We start from the raw sequence: 16,287 nt of genomic DNA, 5'->3' as shown, positions 1-16,287 counted from the left end.
TCTGGGGGTTCAAAAGGCGATCTGGGAGATAAGCAATGTCGATGGCAAATTCGGGGGATAGACGTGGGCCGGTCTCTTCGCTCCTGCAGAACAACAATGTGCTCGGCTTCCTGTTCATGCTGCCGGCGGCAGTATTCCTCGTCTGTTTTCTGACCTATCCGCTGGGGCTCGGCGTCTGGCTCGGCTTCACCGATACGAGGATCGGCCGCGACGGCATCTTTATCGGACTGGAGAACTACCAGTTCCTGATGGACGACAGCGTCTTCTGGCTGTCGGTCTTCAACACCGTTCTCTATACCTTCGTCGCCTCCGTGCTGAAATTCGCGCTCGGCCTCTGGCTGGCGATGCTGCTCAACCAGCACCTGCCGTTCAAATCCTTCTTCCGGGCAATCGTATTGCTTCCCTGGGTGGTGCCGACGGTGCTTTCGGCGCTCGCCTTCTGGTGGATCTACGATTCCCAGTTTTCGATCATCTCCTGGTCGCTGATGCAGCTCGGGCTGATCAGCGGACCGATCAACTTCCTCGGCGACCCGATCAATGCGCGCATCTCCGTTATCGTCGCCAATGTCTGGCGCGGCATTCCCTTCGTGGCGATCTCGCTGCTTGCCGGCCTGCAGACCATTCCAGCATCGCTGCAGGAGGCTGCCTCGCTCGACGGCGCCACCAGCTGGCAGCGTTTCCGCTATGTGACGCTGCCCATGCTGACGCCGATCATCGCCGTCGTCATGACCTTCTCGGTGCTTTTCACCTTTACCGATTTCCAGCTCATCTACGTGCTGACCAAGGGCGGGCCGGTCAACGCCACGCATCTGATGGCGACGCTGTCGTTCCAACGCGGCATTCCCGGCGGCCAACTCGGCGAGGGGGCGGCCATCGCGGTCGCCATGGTGCCCTTCCTGCTCGGCGCGATCATGTTCAGCTTCTTCGGCCTGCAACGGCGCAAATGGCAGCAGGGCGGCCAGGATTAGGAGCCAAGATTAGGAGAATAACGATGTCGACACCTTCCAACACTGCCGATCAGGCCCTGACCGATAATGCCGAAGGCATGAGCTATCTGAACCGCCTGCCGCGGCGGATCGTGATGCTCTACCTGCCGATGGCCATCTTCGTCTTCGTGCTGCTCTTCCCGTTCTACTGGATGGCGATCACTGCGGTGAAGCCGAACGAGCAGCTGACCGACTATACCAATTACAGCCCGTTCTGGGTGGTAGGAGCAACGCTCGCGCATATCAAATATCTGTTCCTCGAAACCTCCTATCCGGGCTGGCTGTGGAACACGATGCTGGTGGCGGTCTGCTCCACCTTCCTCTCGCTGGTGGCCTCAGTCTTGGGCGCCTATGCCATCGAGCGCGTCCGCTTCACCGGCTCCCGATCGGTCGGCCTGGTGATCTTCCTCGCCTATCTCGTGCCGCCGTCGATCCTCTTCATCCCGCTTGCCTTCATCGTCTTCAAGCTCGGGATCTACGACTCGCGGCTGGCGCTGATCTTCACCTATCCGACCTTCCTCATTCCCTTCTGCACCTGGCTGCTGATGGGCTATTTCCGCTCGATCCCCTTCGAGCTGGAGGAAAGCGCACTGGTGGATGGCGCCAACAGGTGGCAGATCCTCACCAAGATCATCCTGCCGCTGGCCGTCCCCGGGCTGATTTCGGCCGGCATCTTCGCCTTCACGCTGTCCTGGAACGAATTCATCTATGCGCTCACCTTCATCCAGTCATCGGAAAACAAAACCATTCCGGTCGGCGTCCTGACCGAACTGGTGCGCGGCGACGTGTTCGAATGGGGGGCGCTGATGGCCGGTGCACTGTTCGGCTCGCTGCCCGTGGTCATCCTCTATTCGTTCTTCGTGGACTACTATGTCTCCTCGATGACCGGTGCAGTGAAGGAGTAGCTTCCGCTGGATTTCGCTGCGTGGCAGCGATGCGCACACTGCGCCCTCGCAGTGAAACCAGCGTCCCGGGGTGGTTGTTCGATAATACTTGCTACGCCGCTAATTCGTGCAGGGGCTATTTAGAGATGCGACAGTCTCGCCTCTCGACGTTCTGATCAAGGTCAACGTTGAGCGCAAGGATGACGACCTCCGGCCCGGTCGAGACCATGAGGGGTCGGAATCTTGATGCCCTGTTTGACCACCATGTCGCATAAAGAATTGCATCGCCTCGAAGTTTATTCAGACGATCCGTGATCAGCGCCTGAGCGTCGTCCAGGCCGCTGAGCTGCTTGGGCTCAACCGAAGTCAGGTGCACAGGCTGTTGCAGGCCTCCTCTGCGCCGCCTCGCCGTAGAAGAACGTTCGCAGTGTCTTCTGCGAGAGCGGCGGAAGCAGCTTGTCGCGGAGGAGCTTCAGGTTGGCACGGCCGACTCCCGCTCCGCCCTTGCTACGACCGGGCTTTTTCGGCAAGACCGCCAGGACGCAAAGGGAGCATCCGCTTGAAGCATATCCAAATCATCGGCATCGGCACGGGCAACCCGGAACACCTCACCATACAGGCAATCAACGCCATGAACGCGGCCGACGTGGTCTTCCTGCCGGTCAAGGGCGCCGGCAAGGAAGAGCTTGCCGATATCCGCCGCGAGATCTGCCAACGCTACATCACGCGGCCAGCTGCCCGAATTTCGGAGTTCGCCGTGCCGCAACGGCAGACGGCAGAGAGGAGCTATGCGCAAAGCGTCGATGCCTGGCATGGCGAGATCGCCGGTATCTATGGAGAGCTGATCGCTAGTCTGCCGGATGAGGGCAGCGGCGCCTTTCTCGTCTGGGGCGATCCCAGTCTCTACGACAGCACGATCCGCATCATCGAACGCGTGCGACGGGAAAGCGGCCTGGATTTCGATTACACCGTCATTCCCGGCATCACCAGCATCCAGGCCCTGGCTGCCAGCCACAGGATCCCGATCAACCTCGTCGGCAAGCCGATCGAGATCACCACGGGGCGCCGGCTGGCGCAGGACGGGCTTCGGAGCGACAGCACCATCGTGATGCTCGACGGCGAACAGGCTTTTGCCAAGATCGACGATCCCGATGCCGAGATCTTCTGGGGCGCCTATCTCGGCACCCAGGATGAAATCGTCAGATCGGGCCGGCTTGGCGATATCGCCGCCGACATTGTGACGCTGAGGGCCGAGGCCAGGCAGCGGCACGGCTGGATCATGGACATCTATCTCCTGCGCAAGGGACGCGATTTCGAGGAATAGCCGTTCCGACCCGTTTCTCTCATGCTTTGCCGGCCCGGCCGCGATCATGTAAGAAATGCTCAGAGGATTGAGAATGAGTGTTGAGGCCGCAAGGGCAAACAACAGGACAGGCGAGGCGGATCTGCACGATCACCTGGCAGCAAAAATGCGCGCACGCGGCGCCTGCCCCGCCCTGTCAGCGCCGATGCCGACCGGCGACGGCCTGCTGGTGCGGCTGCGGCCAGCCGGCGGCGCGTTGACGCTGCCGCAATTTGCAAGCCTTGCCCGCTTAGCCGCAGTTCATGGAAACGGCATTCTGGAAATCACTGCACGCGGCAATCTGCAGATCCGCGGGCTCAGCGCCGAGACGGTCGGACCGCTCGCTGCCGATATCGATGCCGCCGGCATTGTCGTGCCGGAGGGGCCGGCGATCGAGATCTCGCCGCTGCACGGCATCGATCCGGAAGAAATAAACGATCCGGCCGCAATGGAATTGGCATTGCGCCGCACGCTCCGCGATCAGCTTCGCTCGCCACGGCTCGCGCCAAAACTATCGCTCGTCGTCGTCGGCGGGGGAGCCTTCGGCTTGGCGGCGCTTTCCGCCGATATCCGTATCGTCGCGCAATCCCCCGCAGATTGGCTTGTGGCGATCAATGGCGACGGTGAAAGCGCAACGCCGGTCGCGATCGGTTCTGCGCAGGCGGCGATATCGGCCGTCGGCGACATTCTGAGCCTGTTGGCAGATCTCGGGCAGGCCAGGCGGGCACGCGATATCGATCCGGCGCTGCTGCGGGCGCGTTTTCCGGCGATGGATGGCATTCAGTTCTTTCCGTCCCGCGCGGCAGGGGTGCCGCTTTCCGGCCCGCACAGGCTCGCCGACGGCAAAACCCTGCTCGGCGTCAGGCCGGAATTCGGACAGATGAGGACGTCCGATCTCTCCGCCCTGCTCGATCTCGCAGAGAGCCAGGGCGCGACAGCCATCCGGCTTGCGCCCGGTCGCGGTTTCTTCCTGATCGGACTTCCGGCTGATACCGTGCCGGCTATGCAGGTCGCCGCGGCCAGACTTGGCTTCAGCGCCCAACCCGGCGACAACAGCGAGCATATCGCCGCCTGCGCCGGCGCCGGCGCCTGCGGCTCCGCCTTCTACGAGACGAGAACTCTGGCGCGCCGCATCATCGCTGCGGCACCTGCCCTCTTCGACGGTTCGCTGACGCTGCATCTGTCCGGCTGCGCCAAGGGCTGCGCCCATGCGCGGCCGGCGCTGACCCTGACGGGCTCGCCGGAGGGTTATGACCTCATCCTCAATGGGCTTGCTGCGGATCGGCCGGACGAACGGATCGCTGGCAGTCGGATCGATTTCGCTATAGAGAGGCTCGCCCGCTCCATCGAAGACAACCGAGGCGCTGGCGAATCGGCCGCGGCCTGCCTTAAACGGCTTGGCACAACCGGCGTTTCAAAGGCGCTGCGACAGGAATAGGAATGCCAGACTACGATTATATCCGCAGCGGCGACGCGATTTACGAGCGTTCCTTTGCGATCATCCGCGCCGAGGCCGATCTTTCGCGCTTTACCGAAGATCAAGCCGAAATCGCCGTGCGCATGATCCATGCCTGCGGGCTCGTCGAGGCGGCGGAGCATTTCCTGTTCTCCGCCGATGTCGTCGGCGCGGCGCGCGATGCGCTGAAAGGCGGGGCGCCGATCTTCTGCGACGCGGAAATGGTATCCCATGGTGTCACCCGGGCGCGGCTGCCCGCGCTGAACGAGGTGATCTGTACGCTGCGTGATCCCGCGACACCGGAGCTTGCACGCGAGACCGGTAATACCCGCTCGGCCGCCGCCATGCATCTCTGGCTCGATCGGCTCGGCGGAAGCGTTGTCGCCATCGGCAATGCGCCGACCGCCCTCTTCCATCTGCTCGAACTCCTGCGCGACGGCGCCCCGAAACCCGCGGCGATCCTCGGCATGCCTGTGGGCTTCGTCGGTGCCGCCGAATCCAAGGATGCGCTGGCGGAGAATTCCTACGGCGTCCCCTTCGCCATCGTTCGCGGCCGGCTCGGCGGCAGCGCCATGACGGCAGCCGCCATCAATGCACTGGCGAGGCCCGGCCTATGACCACAAGCGGCCGTCTCATCGGCGTCGGCACCGGTCCCGGCGACCCGGAGCTCCTCACCCTCAAAGCCGTGCGTGCCATCGAAGCCGCCGACGTCATCGCCTATTTCGCCAAACAGGGCAGGGGCGGCAACGGCAAGGCGATCGTCGAACCGCTGCTGAAATCCGGGGTGACGCTGCTGCCGCTCTATTATCCGGTGACCACCGAGATCGACAAGAACGACGAACGCTACCAGAGGCTGATCACTGAATTCTACGATCAGTCCGCCAAGTCGGTGGCCGACCATCTCGATGCCGGGCTGACAGTCGCCGTTCTCAGTGAAGGCGATCCGCTCTTCTATGGCTCCTATATGCATCTGCATGTCAGACTTTCCCAGCGCTACCCGACGGAAGTGATCCCGGGCATCAGCGCCATGTCGGGCTGCTGGTCGCTGGCCGGCATGCCGATCGTCCAGGGTGACGATGTGCTTTCCGTACTGCCGGGTACGATGGCGGAAACCGAGCTGACACGTCGTCTTGCCGACACGCAAGCCGCCGTCATCATGAAGGTCGGCCGCAATCTGCCGAAGATCCGCCGGGCCTTGGCGGCAGCCGGCCGGCTTGCGGAAGCCGTCTATGTCGAGCGCGGCACCATGGCCAATGCGGCGATGGAAAAGCTTGCCGACAGGAGCGATGGCGATGCGCCGTATTTTTCGCTCGTGCTGGTGCCTGGCTGGGAGGCGAGCCGATGAGCGGCAGGCTTTTCGTGATCGGCACCGGCCCCGGCAATCCCGAGCAGATGACGCCGGAGGCTTTGGCCGTCGTCGACCAGGCAACGGATTTCTTCGGCTACGGACCCTATCTCGACAGGCTGCAACTCCGCGACGATCAGCTGCGCCATGCCTCGGACAATCGCGAGGAACTCGACCGGGCGGGGGCAGCCCTGGCCATGGCGGCTGACGGCGCGAAAGTCTGCGTCGTCTCCGGCGGCGACCCCGGCGTCTTTGCCATGGCCGCCGCCGTCTGCGAGGCGATTGAGAACGGGCCGGCCGCCTGGCGCTCGGTTGATCTCACCATTCTGCCCGGCATCACGGCAATGCTGGCCGTGGCGGCAAGAGCCGGCGCCCCGCTTGGTCACGATTTCTGCGCCATATCGCTGTCTGATAATCTAAAGCCTTGGAATATAATCGAAACCCGCCTTGAGCTGGCGGCGAAAGCGGGTTTCGTCATCGCGCTCTACAATCCGATCAGCCGGGCGCGGCCGTGGCAACTCGGCGATGCCTTCAAGCTGTTGCGCAACCATCTGCCGGCAACAACGCCGGTTATTTTCGGGCGCGCCGCCGGGCGCCCGGACGAACGCATCGCATTACAGCAGCTGTCGCAAGCGGACGCGTCGATTGCCGATATGGCGACCTGCATCATCATCGGCTCCGCCGAGACACGCGTCGTCGCGCGGCCGGGCAGGCTGGACCTCGTCTATACCCCGCGGTTCATGGCGGGAGGAAACAGGTGATCGATCACTGCCAGCGCCGCTTCGACCGTGTCGACCGTCGTGACCGCGGAGGCCGGCGCACGCGCGACCATCAACACCTCGATGCCGAGCAGCCGGGCTGCCTCGATCTTCGCATAGGTGGCGGCACCGCCGCTGTTTTTGGCGACGATGATGTCGATGTGGTGCTGCCTCAGGAGATCGCATTCGCCTTCCAGCGTGAACGGACCGCGATCAAGCAGATAATCGACATGATCAAGCGCAAGCGGCGGCTCGACAGGATCGACGCTGCGGACAAGATAGTGATGTTGCGGCGCGGCTTCCGCATGATGCGCGCCCTGCCGGCCCGTCGCCAGGAAGACCTGGCGGGGGGAAGGGCCGAGCGCTTCGATAGCCGCCGGAATGCTCTGCACCTCCCGCCAGCGATCGCCGGCTTCGCGTTGCCATTCGGGACGGCGCAGAGCGATCGCAGCGATACCGGTGACCTCAGCGGCAAAAGCGGCATTGGCCGAAATCCGTTCGGCAAAAGGATGCGTGGCGTCGATCAGCAGATGATAGCCGCCGGCCGTCAGGAAATCGGCGAGTGCGGCAGCGCCGCCGAAACCGCCGATGCGGACCGGAACAGGCTGTACGGCCGGTTTCTCGGTGCGTCCGGCAAGCGACAGCATAACATCGCAATCGTCGCGCGCCGCGAGCGCCGCGGCCAACAAGCGCGCCTCGCTGGTGCCGCCCAGGATCAGGATGCGGGGTCTTCCCATGTCTGATGTCTCTCCTGCGTCCGGCCAGCGCTGGCTGACTATTATCGGCATCGGCGAAGATGGTCCAGAAGGGTTGGGTGAGGAGGCGAAGAGGCTGATCGCGGCAGCACCTGCGGTCTTCGGCGGTGCGCGCCATCATGCACTCGCGGCCTCGCTGATATCAGGCCAAAAGCTTTCCTGGCAGAGCCCATTCGAACGCTCGGTCGACGCCATTCTTGAAAGGCGCGGCACGCCTGTTGTCGTGCTCGCCTCCGGCGACCCCTTCCTCTACGGCGTCGGCGCGACGCTCTCCCGCCACGCGGCGGCGCACGAGATGCGCATCATTCCGGCGCCCTCGGCATTCAGCCTTGCTGCCTCCCGCCTTGGCTGGCCGCTGCAGGCGGTCGCGACGGTCTCGCTGCATGGCCGGCCGATCGACCTGATCCGGCCGCATCTGCATCCCGGGCGGCGCATCCTCGCGCTCACCTCGGACGAAAAGGGGCCAGGCGATCTGGCTGCCCTGCTTGCCGCGACCGGCTTCGGTCAGTCGCAGCTTACCGTGCTCGAGGCGCTTGGCGGCGCGCGGGAGCGGCAAAGACGTGCTGTGGCGGCGGATTTCGATCTCGTGGACATCGATCCTCTGAATGTCTGCGCCGTCGATGTTGCGGCAGGGGAGGGGGCTCGCATCCTGCCTTATGCTGCAGGGATCGAGGACGAGCTGTTCGAGCATGACGGACAAATCACCAAGCGTGAAATCCGGGCGATGACGCTTTCGGCGCTCGCGCCGCGTCACGGCGAACTGCTCTGGGATATCGGCGCCGGCGCGGGCTCAATCGGCATCGAATGGATGCTCGCCGATCCCAGCCTGAAGGCGATCGCCGTCGAACAATCGCCGGCGCGGGCCGCACGGGTCGCCCGCAATGCAACCGCCTTCGGCGTGCCGCATCTTGCTGTCGTCGAAGGTGCCGCCCCCGACGCGCTGAAGGGCCTGCCGGAACCGGATGTGATTTTCCTCGGCGGCGGCGGCAGCGAACCGGGTGTTATCGAGACTGCGATCGCCGCGCTGAAGCGGGGAGGGCGGCTCGTTGCCAATGCCGTGACGCTGGAGATGGAAGCCGCGCTGCTCGGCGAACATGCCAAACGCGGCGGCTCCCTCACGCGGATCGAAATATCGCGCGCCCAGCCCGTCGGCGGCATGAGCGGCTGGCGGCCGGCGATGCCGGTGACGCAGTGGCGCTGGACGAAAGGATGACGAGATGACGGTGCATTTCATCGGCGCTGGCCCAGGTGCTGCGGATCTGATCACGGTGCGCGGCCGCGATCTCATCACCCAATGCCCGGTCTGTCTCTATGCCGGCTCGATCGTCTCGCCCGAACTGCTGCAATATTGCCCGCCGGGCGCACGCATCGTCGATACGGCGCCGATGTCGCTTGACGAGATCGAGGCGGAATATCTTCGCGCTGCCGCGGCCGGCCAGGATGTCGCCCGGCTGCATTCCGGCGATCTCTCCGTCTGGAGTGCGGTGGCCGAACAGGTGCGCCGGCTGCAAAAACACGGCATCGACTATACGATGACGCCAGGTGTTCCAGCCTTTGCCGCCGCCGCCTCGACGCTTGGGCGCGAGCTGACGATCCCGGCAGTGGCGCAGAGCCTGGTGCTGACCCGCGTTTCCGGCCGCGCATCACCGATGCCGAACGACGAGACGCTGGCAAAATTCGGCGCGACGGGCGCCACGCTGGCGATCCATCTGGCCATCCATGCGCTGAGCCAAGTGGTGGAGGAATTGACCCCGCTTTACGGCGTCGACTGCCCGGTCGCCATCGTCGTCAAGGCCTCCTGGCCGGACGAGCGCATCCTCCGTGGCACGCTCGCCGATATCGAAGCAAAGGTTGCGGTCGAACCGATCGAACGCACGGCGATCATCTTCGTCGGCCCTTCGCTCGCGGCCGAGGATTTCCGCGAAAGTTCACTTTATGATCCGGCCTATCAACGCCGGTTCAGAGGCAGGGAATAACTTCAAGCGATTGGCCGCGCCAGTGCGGCCAATCGTGACAATCGTTCCCCCGCCGTCCCGACACCAATAACAGTATCAGGCGACGTTTCACTCAGGTCTCAAACCCGCGCGCTGAGATAGTCCATGCTGGTGCGAAGCGCCCCGGACGGGTCCTTGACCGCATGAACTTCCGCTGCAAAGGGCTCAAAAGAGAACGGACCCTTATAGCCAGCCTGCAGCAGCGCCCTGATCTGCCCGGCATTATCGAGCCGGTCGTCGCCGTCCACGAGCACGCGATGGGAATCGCGCATATCGGCAACGGAAACTGTGGGATCACTGACGCCGGAGATGTGCACGAGGCCGGCCAGCTCAGGGAAGGTCGCCGCTTCGCCGGCAAGGTGATGGTGGAAGGTGTCGTGGACAAGCCTGAAGGTCGATTCCGCGCCGAGCTCCCTGATTGCCTCGGCCGCCTCGGTCTTCGAGCGAAGCGAGCAGATCTCGAAACCGAGCGGCTCGACGAGACCGATGATGCCGGCCTTCTCGAGCATCGGCTTCAGCGCGGCCAGAGACTGGCGCAGATTGGCCTGCCGTTCGCCATCGGCGCAGCCGGTGCCGTCGTTCTTCGGAACGAGGACGAGCGCCTTGGCGCCCGACGCGCTGGCATAGTCGATCAGTTCCTGCGCTTCGGCAGCTCTGGTCGCGTTCCACTCGTTGAAGCGCTGCAGGGCGTTGATCGAGATGATCGTCAGCCCATGGCGGGCAGCAACCTCCTTGATCGTTTCGGGTTTGGTGCCGTCAAGGATGGCATTGCCGGAAAGGTCGTTGCGGATCTCGACGGCATCGATGCCGAGCGATTGGGCCAGCGCGAAAAAATCGTCGATGGCAAGCGACGGGGCGGCCATATGGTTGAGCGCAAAACGGATCGTAGTCATGACTGGTTCTCCTCCTGATCTCCGCGTCACGGCGGAGCAGTCCTCGCGAATGGGTCAGCGAATCTCTATCGGAATTCGCGTCGCAATCCATCCGTCATTGCCGGTGGCCGCTTTCATTGCTGAGAGAATTTCCAACGAAATGATGGAATTCCATCATTGTTTAGATGTTCTCCGAGATATGAATATCGAAAGGCAGGAAGAGTTGTCCGGGAACCGCCGTTTCGCCGTTTTCGATAGCGCTCGTCATCAGCACCATCAGCTCCTTGCAGAGGGCAGGCAGGGGCGTGCCGATCGCCATGGCGACGATATCGTCGGCAAGACCGGCTTTGCTGTCGGGGGTCAGCTCGTTGACCACGAGAACGACCTTGCCGCCGACGCCTTCTTCGCGAAACGCTGAGATTGCCCCCTCCATGCCGCCGCCGCAGACATAGAGGCCGACGAGATCGGAATGTTTCTGCAGCAGTGTCAAGGTTGCCTCATGGGTGATTTCGGCGGTCTCGAGATTGATCAGCGTGTCGACGACATCGAACTCCGGCGCATTCTCGCGAAAATAGGAGCGGAAGCCGATTTCCCGCAACTCATGGCCGTGAAAACGGTGGCTGCCGACGAAACAGGCGACCTTGCCGGGCTGGCGCGCCGTGCGCGCGATCGTCCAGGCGGCGGTGCGCCCGACCTTGCGGTTATTGATCCCGACATAGGCGTCGCGCACGCCCGTGGCGAGATCGGAGAGCAGCGAGAAGACAGGAATGCCGCGCTCCTTCAGTTCTTCCACCGCCGTCGTCACCGCCGGATAGTCCGGGCCGACGAGGGCAACGGCCTGGTTGCGGGCGCCGAGCGTCTTGATCTTTTCGACGATCGCAGCCGGTGTCGCGGCGGAGGGAAATTCGATCTGCGTCTGGATGCGCGCCGTCGTCAGCGCCCGCGCTGCCGTTTCGATCTCGCGCGCGAAGCTCTGGTAGAAGGACTGCGTTGGTTTCTGCAGCAGGAAGGCGAGCTTGTATTGCGGCAGATCCTCGAAGACACGCTGCTTGATCAGGCCGACGGCGTGATAGCCGATCGACTGCGCCGCATCATAGACCCGCCGTGCTGTTTCCTCGCGCACCCGGTGGCGCGCGTTGAGAACACGGTCGACGGTGGCGACGCTGACGCCGGAGGCGCGGGCAAGATCGGATATGGTTGGACGGCGCATGAGCGTTCCTGATGTATTCAATCATGAATGCAAGCCATTCATGATGGCTTTTGATAGAATATATCAAGCCTGCATTGAGCGCCTGCCAAAGTCAACCTATTCTCCCAGGCAAGGGCATAACGGGAGGCGGATAATGGCGACCCAGACAAAGAAACGTGACTACGACCTGCTCGGCGAAAGCGGCCGCACAGCCGTCGAGATGGGGCTGGCGGCAGCCGAATGGTATCACACCGACATTCCGCGCAAGGACATGAAGGCGCTGATGCAGCGCTCCGATGCGCCGGCGATCCGCGACACGGTCATCTGGCTCGGCAGCATGGCGGTCTTGGCCGGGCTTGGCATCTATTTCTGGGGCTCGTGGATCGCGCTGCCCTTCTTCCTTGCCTATGGCGTGCTCTACGGCTCGGCCTCCGACAGCCGCTGGCACGAATGCGGTCATGGCACCGCCTTCAAGACGCGCTGGATGAACGATGCCGTCTATCAGATTGCCTGCTTCATGATCATGCGCAATCCGGTGACCTGGCGCTGGAGCCATGCGCGCCACCACACCGACACGGTGATCGTCGGCCGCGATCCCGAGATCGCCGTCATGCGGCCGCCGGATCTCTTGCGGCTGGTGCTCAATTTCTTCGGCATCCTCGACGCCTGGCATGCCGTCGTCGACATGCTGCGCAATGCCTTCGGCGGCGTCAGCGCGGCGGAAAAAACCTTCATTCCCGAGATGGAGCAGCCGAAGGCGATCCGTTTCGCCCGCATCTGGCTGGCGATCTATGTCGCGACAATCGCCGCGGCGATCGCCACGGGCTCGATCCTGCCGCTGATGCTGATCGGCCTGCCGCGCCTTTACGGCGCCTGGCACCATGTGCTGACCGGACTGCTGCAGCATGGCGGCCTTGCCGACAATGTCACCGACCACAGGCTGAACAGCCGCACTGTCTACATGAACCCGATCAGCCGCTTCATCTACTGGAACATGAACTACCACGTCGAACATCACATGTTTCCGATGGTGCCCTACCACGCGCTGCCGCAGCTGCATGCGATGATCAAGCACGACCTGCCGGCGCCGAACCCGTCGATCTTGTCCGGTTATCGCGAGATGATCCCGGCCTTCCTGCGCCAGCTGCGCAACGAGGACTATTTCCTGAAGCGCGAATTGCCGGCCACCGCGCGGCCGTATCGCGAGGAATTCCACAACGAGCTGGCTCCGGCCGCGCAATAACGACAATCGAGGGAGGATAAGATGAGCGGAAACTGGATTGAGGTTTGCGGCAAGGACGAGATCGACGAGGAGGATGTCATCCGCTTCGATCACGACGGGCGCACCTTCGCGGTCTATCGCAGCCCGGATGACGAATTCTTCGCCACCGACGGGCTCTGCACACACGAACATATCCATCTCGCCGACGGGCTTGTCATGGATGAGATCATCGAATGTCCGAAACATAACGGCCGCTTCAACTACAAGACGGGCGAAGCCAAGGGTGCGCCGGTCTGCGTCAATCTCAAGACCTATCCGGTCAAGATCGAAGACGGCGCCGTCTTCATCTCGCTCTGAGGGAGCTGGACGTGGCTCATTTCGTTATCTTGGGGGCAGGCGAATGCGGTGCGCGCGCCGCCTTCGCCTTGCGGGAAAAGGGCTTTGCCGGCGAAGTAACGCTAGTCGGCGCCGAGCCGCTTCCGCCCTATGAACGGCCGCCGCTGTCGAAGGCCGGCTCCACCGATGCAAGCGATCCGAAATTCATCGCGACGGCGGAAAAATATGTCGAAAACGGCATCCGGCTGCTGACCGGCCTCGAGGCAAGGGATCTCGACCCCGCATCTAGGACCGTCACGCTTTCGGACGGTACCGTGCTTTCCTACGACAAGCTTCTGCTTGCGACGGGTGCCGCTGCACGCTCCTTCCCCGGCGCGCCGCAGGGCAGCCCGCATATTCGCGCGCTGAGGACCCATCACGATGCGGCGGCGCTGCGTGATGTCATGAAGCCGGGACGGCATATCGCCATCATCGGTGGCGGGTTCATCGGACTGGAACTTGCGGCAACGGCGCGGCTGCTCGGCGCCGAGGTCACGGTCATCGAAGGGCTGGAACGCGTGCTGAAGCGCGGCGTGCCGGAGGAGATCGCCCATCTTATTACCGAGCGCCACCGCGCCGAGGGCGTCGATATCCGCTGCGGTGTCTCCATCGAGGCGCTGACTGCGGAAAACGGCAAAGCCCAGATCAGATTGTCGAGCGGTGAGGCGATCGAAGCCGATCTCGCCCTTGTCGGCATCGGTGCCCGGCCGAATGTCGAGATCGCCGAAAGAGCGGGGCTTACTATCGAAAACGGCATTGCCGTCGATATTCATCTGCAGACCTCGGTGCCGGATGTCTTTGCCGCCGGCGACTGCTGCTCCTTTCCGCTGTCGATCTATGGCGGCCGGCGGGTGCGGCTCGAATCCTGGCGCAACGCCCAGGAGCAGGGCACATTGGCTGCGGCCAACATGCTCGGCCTCGACGAGGCCGTATCGGCCGTGCCGTGGTTCTGGTCGGATCAATACGACATGACGCTGCAGATTGCGGGCCTTGCCGAAGGAGCCGCCACGCATCAGCGCCGCGATCTCGGCGCAGGCGCCTTCATTCTTTTCCATCTCGACGCCACCGGGCGACTGATCGCCGCAAGCGGCATCGGGCCAGGCAATGCCGTGGCGCGTGACATCAGGCTCGCCGAAATGCTGATCGCCGCGCGTGCCCATCCGGACCCGGCAGCGCTCGCAACCAGCGACATCAAGCTGAAATCCCTGCTGGCCGCGTGAGCTGGCCGATATTTTCACCGCTTTTTTCGAAGGAATTTGACGATGAAGAAACATAGACGCGCAACCGTCGCCGATCTGCTTGCGGAAAAAGGCAAGCGCCAGCTCACCATGCTGCGCGTCACCACGCTGGAGGAGGCGGAAGCCGCCGAAAAAGCGGGCATCGATATCGTCTCGGTGCCGCCCTCGCTGCTCGGGCCGGTCTTTCGCGAGGCCGCGCCCACTCCCTTTGCCATTCCGGGGCTCGAATATGGCGACCATGTCTCGGCGGAGGATTATCTGCGCGCGGCTTTCGCGGCGCTGAAGGCCGGTGGCGATGCGGTCTATTGCGCCGCAAGCCTGCAGACGATCCGGCGCCTGCGGGACGAGGGCATCCCCGTCTGCGGCCATCTCGGGCTGATCCCTTCGAAGGCGACCTGGACCGGCGGCTTTCGCGCCGTCGGCAAGACCGCGGCGAGTGCGGCCGAGATCTGGCGGCAGACCAAGGCGCTGGAAGAGGCCGGCGCCTTCGCCGCCGAAATCGAAGTCGTGCCGGGGGATGTCGCTGCCGCCATCAGCAGCAACACCTCGATGCTGATGATCTCCATGGGGGCCGGCAGCGGCTGCGACGCCCAATATCTCTTCGCCGACGACGTGCTTGGCGCCAATCGCGATCACTATCCGCGCCATGCCAAGGTCTATCGCAACTTCGCCGCCGAACATGACCGGCTACAGCGCGAACGCATCGCCGCCTTCACCGAGTTCGCCGAGGATGTCAGGACCGGCGCCTATCCGGAAAAGCGCCATCTCGTCAGCGTCGACGACGCGGAGCTGAAGGTTTTCCTGGACCGGCTGCGGAGTGAGACGGGCAATAGCTAGGGGCAAACCCGCTCTCTTGTCTCGATGATGTGGGAAGCGCCGCAAAGGCGCTTCCTTTCCATTGGCTTCCGTCCCGGCCTGTGTCAGGAATGATCCGTTCGACCCATTCGGAACGGAGTATTCGGTCCCCTGTGACGATCGGCTTTGCGCATGCGGAATTGATTGCGGTGCTCGTCGCGGTGACGGGGGACGAGCCGCGCGTGATGACCATCCGCTCCGGCAATGCGCTGCCGTCAGGCCCCTTCGAAATGGGGCATCGCACGCTGCAATCGGGGCTGCGCGAGTGGGTGCAGGAGCAGACGGAACATCCCGTCGGCTATCTCGAACAGCTCTATACCTTCGCCGACCGCGACCGGAACAACGACATCCCAGGCGGACGGACGATCTCGATCAGCTATCTCGGCCTCGTCAACGAGCAGTCGGGCGCCGGCCGGCCGGGATGGCACGGCTGGTACGAATATTTCCCCTGGGAAGACCATCGCCAGGGGCGCCCAGCAGTGCTCAATGAAATCATGACGCGTCTGAAGATCTGGGCCGATGCCGATCCGGCAAGGCGCGACCATCGCCATCGCCGGGCGGATTTCACCTTCGGCCTCGACGGCGGCGGCTGGAACGAAGATCTGGCGCTGCAGCGCTACGAATTACTCTACGAGGCGGGGCTCGTCTCGGAGGCCGGATGCGGGGTGGAGGCCAATCTCGGCCGGGCGATGTTTGCCGATCACCGCCGCATTCTTGCGACCGGGATCGCCCGGCTGCGAGCCAAGATCAAATACCGTCCCGTCGTCTTCGAGCTGATGCCGGAGAGCTTTACCCTGCTGAGACTGCAGCGCACCATCGAGGCCTTGGCCGGGCTGACGCTGCACAAGCAGAACTTCCGCCGGCTCATCGAACAGCAGGAATTGGTCGAGGAAACCGGCGGAACCGAAAGCGAAACCGGCGGCCGGCCGGCGAAGCTCTTCCGCTTCCGCCACACGGTGCTCGAAGAACGGGCGCTTGCCGGAACGAAATTACCGCTCTCCCGCAATTGACATATG

17 protein-coding genes and 1 pseudogene are annotated in these 16,287 nt (G+C 63.4%); 15 read left to right on the top strand and 3 right to left on the bottom strand.

Features of this window, described 5'->3' with window-relative positions; translation table 11 throughout:
- Positions 1 to 35 precede the first annotated feature (35 nt).
- From EEQ99_RS00565 to EEQ99_RS00530, 8 genes and pseudogenes are all read left to right on the top strand, one after another.
- Positions 36 to 968 (top strand): carbohydrate ABC transporter permease, encoded by a 933-nt coding sequence (locus EEQ99_RS00565; RefSeq protein WP_028758286.1) that lies wholly within the window; start codon positions 36 to 38, stop codon positions 966 to 968.
- Positions 969 to 991: 23 nt separating this feature from the next.
- Positions 992 to 1,891, top strand: a complete 900-nt coding sequence (locus EEQ99_RS00560) for a carbohydrate ABC transporter permease (protein ID WP_025570624.1) — start codon at positions 992 to 994, stop codon at positions 1,889 to 1,891.
- A 225-nt stretch (positions 1,892 to 2,116) separates the two neighbouring features.
- A pseudogene (locus EEQ99_RS00555) lies at positions 2,117 to 2,261 on the top strand (helix-turn-helix domain-containing protein); the annotation flags it as partial.
- A 168-nt stretch (positions 2,262 to 2,429) separates the two neighbouring features.
- Positions 2,430 to 3,194 (top strand): precorrin-6A synthase (deacetylating), encoded by a 765-nt coding sequence (cobF, locus tag EEQ99_RS00550; protein WP_025570626.1) that lies wholly within the window; start codon positions 2,430 to 2,432, stop codon positions 3,192 to 3,194.
- A 73-nt stretch (positions 3,195 to 3,267) separates the two neighbouring features.
- A complete protein-coding gene (gene cobG, locus EEQ99_RS00545; protein ID WP_127429855.1) occupies positions 3,268 to 4,650 on the top strand; it encodes a precorrin-3B synthase in 1,383 nt (460 codons plus the stop codon).
- A gap of 2 nt (positions 4,651 to 4,652) precedes the next feature.
- Complete coding sequence (locus tag EEQ99_RS00540) at positions 4,653 to 5,285, top strand: precorrin-8X methylmutase (RefSeq protein WP_025570630.1); 633 nt, start codon at positions 4,653 to 4,655, stop codon at positions 5,283 to 5,285.
- Positions 5,282 to 6,013, top strand: a complete 732-nt coding sequence (locus tag EEQ99_RS00535; protein ID WP_028758288.1) for a precorrin-2 C(20)-methyltransferase — start codon at positions 5,282 to 5,284, stop codon at positions 6,011 to 6,013. The genes EEQ99_RS00540 and EEQ99_RS00535 overlap by 4 nt, the downstream gene beginning before the upstream one ends.
- Entirely contained in the window at positions 6,010 to 6,774 is a 765-nt protein-coding gene (locus tag EEQ99_RS00530; RefSeq protein ID WP_047611991.1) for a precorrin-3B C(17)-methyltransferase, read from the top strand. The genes EEQ99_RS00535 and EEQ99_RS00530 overlap by 4 nt, the downstream gene beginning before the upstream one ends.
- Here EEQ99_RS00530 and EEQ99_RS00525 read toward each other — a convergent pair.
- Positions 6,738 to 7,508, bottom strand: a complete 771-nt coding sequence (locus EEQ99_RS00525; protein ID WP_097542589.1) for a cobalt-precorrin-6A reductase — start codon at positions 7,506 to 7,508, stop codon at positions 6,738 to 6,740. The genes EEQ99_RS00530 and EEQ99_RS00525 overlap by 37 nt on opposite strands.
- Here EEQ99_RS00525 and cbiE point away from each other — a divergent pair.
- Positions 7,507 to 8,739 carry a precorrin-6y C5,15-methyltransferase (decarboxylating) subunit CbiE gene (gene cbiE / locus EEQ99_RS00520; protein ID WP_097542590.1) on the top strand — a complete coding sequence of 411 codons (1,233 nt, stop codon included), beginning with the start codon at positions 7,507 to 7,509 and terminating at the stop codon, positions 8,737 to 8,739. The two genes, EEQ99_RS00525 and cbiE, sit on opposite strands and share 2 nt — an antisense overlap.
- 4 nt (positions 8,740 to 8,743) lie before the next feature.
- Positions 8,744 to 9,502 carry a precorrin-4 C(11)-methyltransferase gene (cobM, locus tag EEQ99_RS00515; protein ID WP_028758292.1) on the top strand — a complete coding sequence of 253 codons (759 nt, stop codon included), beginning with the start codon at positions 8,744 to 8,746 and terminating at the stop codon, positions 9,500 to 9,502.
- A gap of 98 nt (positions 9,503 to 9,600) precedes the next feature.
- Here cobM and EEQ99_RS00510 read toward each other — a convergent pair whose 3' ends face one another.
- A complete protein-coding gene (locus tag EEQ99_RS00510; RefSeq protein ID WP_097542591.1) occupies positions 9,601 to 10,413 on the bottom strand; it encodes a TIM barrel protein in 813 nt (270 codons plus the stop codon).
- A 160-nt stretch (positions 10,414 to 10,573) separates the two neighbouring features.
- A complete protein-coding gene (locus tag EEQ99_RS00505) occupies positions 10,574 to 11,602 on the bottom strand; it encodes a LacI family DNA-binding transcriptional regulator (RefSeq protein WP_097542592.1) in 1,029 nt (342 codons plus the stop codon).
- Positions 11,603 to 11,735: 133 nt separating this feature from the next.
- Between EEQ99_RS00505 and EEQ99_RS00500 the strand changes: the two genes are divergently transcribed.
- From EEQ99_RS00500 to EEQ99_RS00480, 5 genes are read left to right on the top strand one after another with little or no spacing between them, the layout of a single operon-like run.
- Positions 11,736 to 12,824, top strand: a complete 1,089-nt coding sequence (locus EEQ99_RS00500; protein ID WP_097542593.1) for a fatty acid desaturase family protein — start codon at positions 11,736 to 11,738, stop codon at positions 12,822 to 12,824.
- A gap of 21 nt (positions 12,825 to 12,845) precedes the next feature.
- Complete coding sequence (locus EEQ99_RS00495) at positions 12,846 to 13,160, top strand: MocE family 2Fe-2S type ferredoxin (protein ID WP_047611977.1); 315 nt, start codon at positions 12,846 to 12,848, stop codon at positions 13,158 to 13,160.
- Between the two features lie 11 nt (positions 13,161 to 13,171).
- Positions 13,172 to 14,398: an NAD(P)/FAD-dependent oxidoreductase gene (locus EEQ99_RS00490; RefSeq protein WP_097542594.1), complete on the top strand. Its 1,227-nt coding sequence runs from the start codon at positions 13,172 to 13,174 to the stop codon at positions 14,396 to 14,398.
- Positions 14,399 to 14,440: 42 nt separating this feature from the next.
- Complete coding sequence (locus EEQ99_RS00485) at positions 14,441 to 15,253, top strand: 3-methyl-2-oxobutanoate hydroxymethyltransferase (RefSeq protein WP_097542595.1); 813 nt, start codon at positions 14,441 to 14,443, stop codon at positions 15,251 to 15,253.
- A gap of 29 nt (positions 15,254 to 15,282) precedes the next feature.
- A complete protein-coding gene (locus EEQ99_RS00480) occupies positions 15,283 to 16,281 on the top strand; it encodes an NUDIX hydrolase (protein ID WP_174824420.1) in 999 nt (332 codons plus the stop codon).
- The last annotated feature ends 6 nt before the right edge of the window (positions 16,282 to 16,287 follow it).

The organism is Rhizobium anhuiense (genome assembly GCF_003985145.1).
GTDB classification, from domain to species: domain Bacteria; phylum Pseudomonadota; class Alphaproteobacteria; order Rhizobiales; family Rhizobiaceae; genus Rhizobium; species Rhizobium anhuiense.
Note: the sequence above shows the minus strand (reverse complement) of the source record. Positions and strands in the feature narration are given on the sequence as shown.